Below are 9,422 nucleotides of genomic sequence, written 5' to 3' on the forward strand. Positions count from 1 at the left end.
AAATTCAGGTATTTTTTGCGCTTTCTTCAAAATCTATAACCACCTTGAAGCTTTAGATCAAATCCATTCTCGCCTGTACCAATTTGAGTTTCTATAAACACACTGTTAACTGGAAAAGTATGTCTCATAATAACTCCATAGTTGAAGCCAGAAACTCGGCTGCTTAAGCCCAAATTATTAATACTATAATTTTTTAGATAAACACCAGCAGAAATATTTTTACTGACTCTGTGTAAACCCTGAAATTCAAAGAAAAACTCTTTACCCATCTCTAAATTTGTCTTGAGATTCAAACCATGACTAGTACTAAATTCTCCATTGAAAAGACCTAAAAACTCCCCATTACTATTATTTTCAATAAAAGCAATACCAGGAGCTAAAGAAAACCCAAAATTTCTTTCTTGATGCTGATATAAATAACTTAAATAAGTAGAAAAAGGATTATTTTTATTAGAGGCACTATTCCAATCAACTCTCAAGTATGGTACGTGAGTGTTGATAGCTACAGGTCTTTTGGCTGAATTTAACCGGATATCAGTTTTAATATAGTTGAGAAGTATATTAGTATATAAACCTAATGTTGGTTCTTCCGTCCCTAAATTATTGTTAGAAACGCCTGGTGCTGAGTTAGCATCTATATTAAACCACGTTCCTAAATTAGCACTATAGTTAAAATTTCCAGAAGAACCTGCTGCTAGCAATTCAACTGTTGGCAAAGACAGATAACCGTTAAAGCTATTAAAACTAACACCTATTTTGTCAACTCTAGTAAGTTCCATATAATCGAATGCTAAATCTGCTGCTCGTACTTGGAGCGGTACTAGCGTTGAATCTGCTGAATTAAATTTTTGTACAAATCTTTGCCCTTGGGGGTTTGTTAAAATAACTTCTACAGCAGAGGCTTCGTTGATAGGATCGATAGAAGTATCATTTAAAGGGATTGGAATACCAATATAGGTTAAAGGCCCAAATTTTTCATTAGAGAGCCTGAGATCGGAAAAAAATGTATTGCCTTCATCTAAAATAGAAATATTTCTTTCAATAAACTGAACTGCTCGTTTGTAGTTTCCTGTTCTTATTTGTAAAATGTTAGAGTGATTAGGAGTGACTTGACTGGGAAATGTGTAAGTTCCAGATACCTGCTCTAACCCACTAGATGCATTGGCATAAGATAAAGTGCGATTCAGCCTGTTATTGATTTGTCTTCTTTGTTCAGATGTAGCAGTTGTACTTAAAGAAGTCAAGCCTTCTCCATTCTTAAATTTTTGTCTAGCTTCTTGTAGACCTTGTTGAATATTATCAATTTTAATAGCTTCAAAAACTTCACCTAATAGCAAACCTAATGTAGAATTCACCGATTGGATAGCATCAATACTAGTATCGCTAAATTTAGCTGTTAGAGATAATCCTGGAGCAGAAAAAATATTAGAATAAGTAGCTTTAATTGCAACTGGATCGTATTGAATTAAGCTGCGATTATGAGGATGGCTAACATACAGTCTGTGCCAGTCAGAACTTTCTTGAGCTTGAGATAGTGTCTCAAATACTGGTTCTCTTCTTCCTAAAGATAACCACATTAAAGAGTTCAAATAATGGTAGTCTTTCTCTGATTGAGAAAGAAAAGGATTGACTGCTACATTTAACAAATCATAGTTATCAAATTTGCCAAGTTGAGCAACCTTAATACCTGGTAAGGAAGAGATAGGAGCATTAAAACCAAAACCCTCTCCCGTCAATATATTTCCCCAGGAGATACCAGTAGCTTCTAGGGCACTATTAGGAATAATTTCGCCTATCTTAAGTTTGACATTTCCATCATCTAGTAAAGGCTGTATATTCGTCGTTGGAAAGCCTTGCAAAATTTTGGGAGCATTGGCAGCATCTAAAGCTTGAAATAAAGCTTGCCCACCATCAATACTCAAAGTAGAGCCACTACCAATAGCTGGAATAGGATTTCTTAGAACTGTGACATTAGGATTGCTTGAGTCAATTCCACTATTAATAGTAACTCTGCCAGCAGGTACCCCTTCAGTATTTACCAATTGTCCGGCTATTGAGGTTATGGAAAAATTATCAGTATCAACAGTTCCAAATAAATTCTGAAAATCTGTAGGTATAGCGAATAGAGTTTGCAATCCCCAAAATGCCTGTTGTGAGGTTACATTTTGGGTAATATAAGTATTAGTTTGTCTTCCTTGAGAGAGGATACCGACTTGGGAGCCTTTAGTTTCAACTACTATTCTATTGCGATCGAGAACCCAGTAAAACTGGTCAGCCTTGGGAAATTTGGCATAAGTAAACTTATCAATAATCTGATTGTCTCTAGAAAATCTTACTCTTATATCCGTATCTATATAATTTTCATTTTCATTTGGCTTAAATAATTCTGTGGAAAAAGTAAGGTTATCTGTAGGGTTAACAATCCAAGGATACTTATTGGCACTAAATGTTAGGGCATCAAGAATTATTGTCTTTTGGATTGCTTGTGGTTTCTTTTTTGTTCGACGTAATTTTTCTATTAGTATTTGTTGCTGGGGTGTGTATGGTTTTGACGGATTTAAATTTGATGGTTGAATTGTATTTGGTTGAGGCTTTTCTTGATCTTCTCCAGGTAGCTTGGGAGGCTTGTCTTTGTATTCTTCAATTGGAATAACGTCAGCAATGGTGAATTTTCGTAACTGTTTTGGTTTCTTTAAGTTAGAGTTAGATTTTCTTAAAGTCTGTTTTAACAGTTCTTTGCTTTGAAAGTTATTTATTTTTTGCCCGGAATTGATTAATGACCTGTTATGATTAGCCATTAAAACAATATTGTTTGGACTGCTTATGCCGAGAGCGATCGCAGATAATTTAATAAATATAATTTTGTATAAAACTGTTGAAAACAAGAAACATATTCCAATAAATTTTACATTTTTATTGAATCTCATTAGGGAGATATTGATGATTTTTCGATTTGAATTTTTCAATGTTTTCAGAATAAAAGTTTTGGCGATTCCAACTATTGAGCATTGGCTAATGTCGAAAATTAACCATTATTTAATAATTAGTCTTTGAATTTATTATTGATTTATTTGATTCGATGGATTCAACAGTGTTTCAGTAAATATAGATAATCAAAAAAGTTTGATTTCTTATCCTGTCTGCAAATAAAATAGGATTAAGCAGATTTACTGCAACAAGAGTGTAATTCTTGAGCAAAAATTCAACCTCAGCAAAATCACCACAACTCAAAAATTGGGCTATTATTTGTCCGTATAAATACGTAATTAAACCTATTCAATTAAAAAAATGGAGTAAAAATATACTTCAGACTACTCGCTGCCGTCTGGTAATTTGATACACTTACGCTACTACCGTATTACTACTGCTGTTACCAATATAATTTTTTATACATATATAGTACACTGATCGAGCGAATTGAGGATACTCTGAACCATGTAGTGGAAATAGTAGAGCGATCGCATCGACCTAGAATGGTTTAGTCCAACTGGTAAATTACTCTGGTCAACTCACTAAATCTCTTATATCTAATAACTAAATCTAATCATGCACAGTAAATAATATCAGTCCTAAACTTGTCTACACTAGGATAAGTGCAATGTCTACGACGGGCTACGCCTACGCAATAAATTTGTGGCGTAGACAGGCAGTGGCTGATAAGAGCTTGTTTAAAAAGTTGTAAAGTATATTCAAAACTCCTCTTCAAACCTCTCCCTAAAACGACCATTATCTTGTAGGGAAAAAGGCTGGGAGAGTTAGGTTTCTAAGGCTTAGTGTTACGAAAAATACTTTTCAAACATCCTTTAAGAATCGCTTTTAACAGACTTTCTCAAACAGCTAAAGGTGAGCAAAAGATTAAGAATTATTAAAAAAGGTTAAGCTATTATTCAGAGAATTATGCTGCTGACTGGATATCACATTTAGATTTATTAAAATAAGTTAAAAATTAATGGAGTTTAGACATATTGATACAGAAGTAACAAGGTTAGAAGCTCTCCGCCAGTATCAAATTCTTGACACAGAACCCGAAGAAGCCTATGACAATCTTGCTCAGTTAGCGACCTTTATTTGTGGCACTCCCATATCCTTGATAAATTTTATTGATGAAAACCGTCAATGGTTTAAGGCAAAAATAGGTCTAGATGTATCAGAAATGCCCCGGAGTGTTGGATTATCTTATCTTTGCCAAGAGCAGCGTCATGTTGTAGTGATTTCTGATACCCTAGCTGATGAAAAGTTGGCAAGTAATCCGCTAGTAATTGGCTATCCATATATACGGTTTTATGCAGGTGTACCCTTAATTACTCCGAAGGGAGATATGTTGGGAACTCTGTGTGCAATTGACCAAGTTCCACGACAACTAAGCCAAAAACAAGTGGAGGCGTTTGTGGGTTTGAGTCGTCTGGTAATCGACCAACTCGAACTCAGGCGTCATGTAAGAGAGGTATCTAAAGTTACTGAGAAACTAGTGGCACACGAGCAAGCAGCCCGCGCCCAATCTGAAGCCGCCAAAACCCGCATCACTAATCTTGTCGAAAGTATCACTGATGGTTTTTTTGCCCTGGATCAAAAGTGGCAATTTACCTATATTAATGGTCAAGCAGAACGGCTGTTGCAAAAAACTCACAATCAGCTTTTGGGTAAAAACATCTGGGAGGTGTTTCCAGAAATTATCGGCACAACATTTGATTGTGAATATCGCAGGGCAATCTTAGAACAGGTTAGTGTCGAATTTGAGGAGTTCTATTTGCCACAGCAGCAGTGGCTTAAAGTCCATGCCTATCCGGCAAAAGACGGCTTGTCTGTTTATTTCCAAAACGTTACTGAACGACGGAAAACAGCAGAAGCACTACGAGAAAGTGAAGAACGTTGGCAATTAGCATTACATGGTAATAATGATGGTATTTGGGATTGGAACCTCAAGACTAATGAAGTGTTCTTCTCAACTCGATGGAAGGAAATGCTCGGCTATAAAGACCACGAAGTTTCCAACCGTTGGGATGAATGGACAAAACGAATCCATCCCGATGAGCAAGATTGGGTACTTCAGGCTTTCCAAGACCACTTTGCCAAGAAAACACCGTTTTACGTCTGTGAATATCGGGTCCAGTGCCAAGACGGCAGCTATAAATGGATTCTAGATCGAGGACAGGCACTTTGGGACGCATTAGGTGATATAGTGCGGATGGTTGGTTCTTATACTGATATCACAGATCGCAAGCGGGCAGATGAAGAATTAAAGCGGCAAAATCTGCGATCGCAACTATTTGCCGAAATTACCCTGAAAATTCGAGAATCTTTACAAATAGATGAAATTCTTCAAACCACTGTCACAGAGGTACAAAAATTACTGCAAGCTGACCGAGTGTTAATTTTTCGACTGGAACCTGACGGTTCGGGAACAGTGGTACAAGAGGCAGTGCTGCCTGGTTGGCCGGTAATTCTAGGAAAAAATCTTTTGGACTCCTGCTTTAAAGAAGAATATATAGAAAGATATCGCCAGGGAAGAGTAAGTGCCCTTGAAGACATTGAAGCTGCTCATATTCAACCATGCCATCGAGAATTTCTTCAGCAGTTTGCTGTCAGGGCTAATCTGGTAGTGCCGATTCTTGTCAGGGACAATATTTGGGGCTTATTACTAGCTCATCAGTGTGGCGCACCTCGACAGTGGAATCAGTTTGAGATGGATTTGTTACAGCAATTAGCGAACCAAATTGGGATTGCTTTATCTCAGGCACAACTATTAGAAAAAGAAACCCAGCAAAGTCAAGAACTTACTCGTTCTAATGCGGAATTAGAACAGTTTGCCTACGTAGCTTCCCATGATTTACAAGAGCCATTGCGGATGGTAACTAGTTATTTACAACTGCTGGAGCGGAGATACAAAAACAAACTGGATGCCAATGCAGATCAGTTTATTGCCTACGCAGTAAATGGGGCCAGCCGGATGCAGACCCTAATCAACGATTTATTAAACTATTCCCGCCTCAGCACCCGTGGACAGCCTTTTGTGCCAGTTGATTGTAGCTTTGTCTTAGAACAGGTGCTTGCTAATCTTCAAGTTGCGATCGCAGATAGTAGAGCAGTTGTCACTTATGATACTCTACCTCAAGTGATAGCTGATGCCACCCAATTGATACAAGTATTTCAAAACCTGATCGCCAACGCGATCAAATTTTGCCGTCATCAGCAGCCACGAATTCACATCGGAGTAGAGAAGAGAGATGCAAATCCAGATGGGGAAGATTTGAATTCTATCCCGTCGGCAGATGAATGGCTGTTCTGGGTGCGTGATAATGCAATTGGTTTTGAATCCCAATATGCTGAACGTATATTTATAATTTTTCAGCGCTTGCAGGCTAGAGACAAGTATCCCGGTACTGGAATTGGTCTGGCAATTTGTAAAAAAATTGTAGAACGCCACGGCGGTCGTATTTGGGTTGAGTCGAAACCGGGTCAAGGCTCGACTTTCTACTTCACAATTCCAGATAGAACTCTTAAGCAATCGTGAACACCATAACAGCGATTATGCCTATTCAGGTTTTGTTAGTAGAAGATAATCCTGGCGATGCCCAACTAACACGTATCGCCCTAGAAGATAGTAAAATTTCGATTCACTTAAACGTGGTCGAAGATGGTGTAGAGGCAATGGCATTCTTGCGAAAACAGGGAAAATATGCTAGATTACCTCATCCAGATATTGTACTACTCGATTTTAACCTTCCGAAAAAAGATGGACGAGAAGTATTAGCAGAAATAAAAGGAGATGAAAACCTCAAACGAATTCCTGTAGTAGTTTTGACGACTTCCCAGGCTGAAGAAGATATCCTCAAAGCCTATAACCTTTTTGCCAACTGTTATATAACTAAGCCAGTAGATTTCGATCAATTCGTTAAAATTGTCCAATCAATAGAAAATTTTTGGTTTGCGATCGTAAAACTGCCACCGGAGTAATGGAAATGGCAGGTGAAAATACTATTAAAGTCTTGTTAATAGAAGACAACCCTGGTGATGTCTTATTGTTACAAGAGTTATTTAAAGAAGTTACCACAGTTGTAGTTGAGTTGATGCCCGTTGAACGGCTTTATGAAGCAGTCAACTACCTAACAAACGAAATTTTTGATGTTATTTTATTAGACCTCTCGCTGCCAGATAGCCAGGGATTAGAAACCTTTGTCATCGCTCACAATCAGGCAAAAGCAACTCCAATCATTGTGCTGACGGGTATAAATGATGAAACCCTGGCAACTAGCGCAATGCAACAAGGAGCGCAGGATTATTTAGTGAAGGGGCAAGTAACTGGTGACTTGCTGGTGCGTTCTATGCGTTATGCCATCGAACGTCAACGGGCAGACAACGCACTGCGGCAGAGTGAGGAGCGATTTCGGGTTGCTCTGAAAAACTCTCCAATCTTTGTCTACAACCAGGATAAAGATTTACGGTACACCTGGGTTTACAATCCCCCATCTGGATTGACAGTTGAGGAAATATTGGGCAAACAAGATTTAAATATCATCCCAGTTGAAGATGCTCAACATCTGATCGCAATTAAACGTGGAGTGCTGACTACAGGCATAGGAACGCGAGAGGAAGTATCAATTACTATCAAAGAGACAACGCGATATTACGATTTAACTGTCGAGCCACTACGGAATGAAACCCAAGAAGTTGTCGGGGTGACATGCGCTAGTATAGATATTAGCGATCGCCAAGCTGCGCTACGCGATCGCAAATTGGCAGAAGAAAAAATTCGTGAACAAGCAGCATTACTAGATGTCACCACAGATGCCATTTGCGTCCGAGATTTAAACAATCAAATTATTTTCTGGAACAAAGGCGCAGAAACACTTTATGGCTGGCAAGCTACAGAGGCTTGGGGCAAAAATGCCAGCGAGCTTTTATATGACGAACCTTCACCGGAAATTGAAGCGGCTCTATTGCAAGCTATTAGTAAAGGTAAATGGCAGGGCGAGTTAACAAAACTTACTAAAATGAACAAAGAAATCCTTGTGGCTAGTCGCTGGAGTCTGGTTTGCGATGAACAAGGAAAACCCAAATCAATTCTCACCGTTGACACAGATATTACCGAGAAAAAGCATCTAGAAGCCCAATTATTTCGCGCTCAACGACTGGAAAGTATTGGCACTTTAGCTAGTGGTATTGCTCACGACCTCAACAACATCCTGACACCGATTTTGGCAGGAGCGCAACTGCTACCGCTGAAATTTCCCGATGCAGATGAGCGGACTCGCCATCTACTAGAAATTTTAGAAATTAACGCTAGACGCGGTGCTGATTTAGTCAAACAGGTGCTGTCCTTTGCGCGGGGTGTAGAAGGGAAGCACATCAGTTTGCAACTCAGACATATAATTGTGGAAATTGCCAAGATACTTAAAGAGACATTTCCCAAATCGATAGAAATCAGCACCGATGTACCGCAGAATTTGTGGATGGTTTCTGGAGATAGTACTCAACTGCATCAAGTGCTGATGAACCTCTGCGTTAACGCCCGTGATGCTATGTCCAATAGCGGTACTTTGAGTATCTCTGCCGAAAATATATTGATTGACGCAAATTATGCCCGCATGAACCTAGAAGCCAAAGAGGGGCCTTACATAGTGATTACTGTCTCCGATACTGGAGTTGGGATTCCTAAACAAATGCTAGATAGAATTTTCGAGCCATTCTTTACTACAAAAGATGTTGGACAAGGCACTGGTTTAGGACTTTCCACAGTATTGGGGATCGTTAAAAGTCACGGAGGTTTTGTGAACGTGTATAGTGAACCGGAAAGTGGCACTAGCTTTAAGGTTTACTTGCCAGCAGTGGGAGGAATAGAAACACTCAGCCCCGAAAATTTGCCACCACAGACAGGACATGGGGAATTAATTTTGGTTGTGGATGATGAAGCCGCCATTCAAGAGATTACGATAACATCATTAGAAGCTCACAACTACAAAATCTTAGTTGCCAGTGATGGCATTGAGGCGATCGCACTATATGCTCAAAATAGAGACAAAATTAGTGCCGTCCTCATGGATATTATGCTGCCCTCACTGGATGGTTTAACTGCCATGCGTACCTTGCAAAAAATCAACCCCCAAGTCAAAATTATCGCCAGCAGTGGACTTATGTCTGACAATAAGCTCAGTGCAGTAGCAGCTATTGGTGTCAATACATTTTTGTCAAAGCCCTATACTGTCAACGAATTATTGCTTTCTTTACAGAAAGTACTATCGTGAGTCAATTCAGAAGGCAGGGGGAAATGACCCAGAACTAAAGTTTTTATTAATACTTCTTTCCTGCTGCCCTCTGCCTTTATTTGTAATTACATAAGTATCTTGATAGCTATGAGTACAAAAGGTTGGGGACTTGCAAGAAAATAAGATCCCAATCAAACTGGAGTAATCGTGATATCCCAT

The 9,422-nt window shown here is 38.9% G+C and carries 4 protein-coding genes and 1 pseudogene; 4 read left to right on the forward strand and 1 reads right to left on the reverse strand.

The window, feature by feature from the left end:
• Nucleotides 1-26 precede the first annotated feature (26 nt).
• Nucleotides 27-2,927, reverse strand: a complete 2,901-nt coding sequence (locus HWQ40_RS32070; protein ID WP_292785989.1) for a hypothetical protein — start codon at nucleotides 2,925-2,927, stop codon at nucleotides 27-29.
• 374 nt (nucleotides 2,928-3,301) lie between these two features.
• Here HWQ40_RS32070 and HWQ40_RS32075 point away from each other — a divergent pair.
• The 4 genes and pseudogenes from HWQ40_RS32075 to HWQ40_RS32090 form a co-directional block, all read left to right on the forward strand.
• Nucleotides 3,302-3,510, forward strand: a pseudogene (locus tag HWQ40_RS32075) (sensor histidine kinase); the annotation flags it as partial.
• A 439-nt stretch (nucleotides 3,511-3,949) separates the two neighbouring features.
• Entirely contained in the window at nucleotides 3,950-6,511 is a 2,562-nt protein-coding gene (locus tag HWQ40_RS32080) for a GAF domain-containing protein (protein ID WP_292785990.1), read from the forward strand.
• Nucleotides 6,508-6,954, forward strand: coding sequence for a response regulator (locus HWQ40_RS32085; RefSeq protein WP_292785992.1), 447 nt, complete (start codon nucleotides 6,508-6,510; stop codon nucleotides 6,952-6,954). The genes HWQ40_RS32080 and HWQ40_RS32085 overlap by 4 nt, the downstream gene beginning before the upstream one ends.
• 5 nt (nucleotides 6,955-6,959) lie before the next feature.
• Nucleotides 6,960-9,242 carry a response regulator gene (locus HWQ40_RS32090; RefSeq protein ID WP_292785994.1) on the forward strand — a complete coding sequence of 761 codons (2,283 nt, stop codon included), beginning with the start codon at nucleotides 6,960-6,962 and terminating at the stop codon, nucleotides 9,240-9,242.
• Nucleotides 9,243-9,422: the final 180 nt, after the last annotated feature.

The sequence above is a fragment of the Nostoc sp. NMS9 genome, assembly GCF_017114995.1.
Taxonomy (GTDB): Bacteria; Cyanobacteriota; Cyanobacteriia; order Cyanobacteriales; family Nostocaceae; genus Nostoc.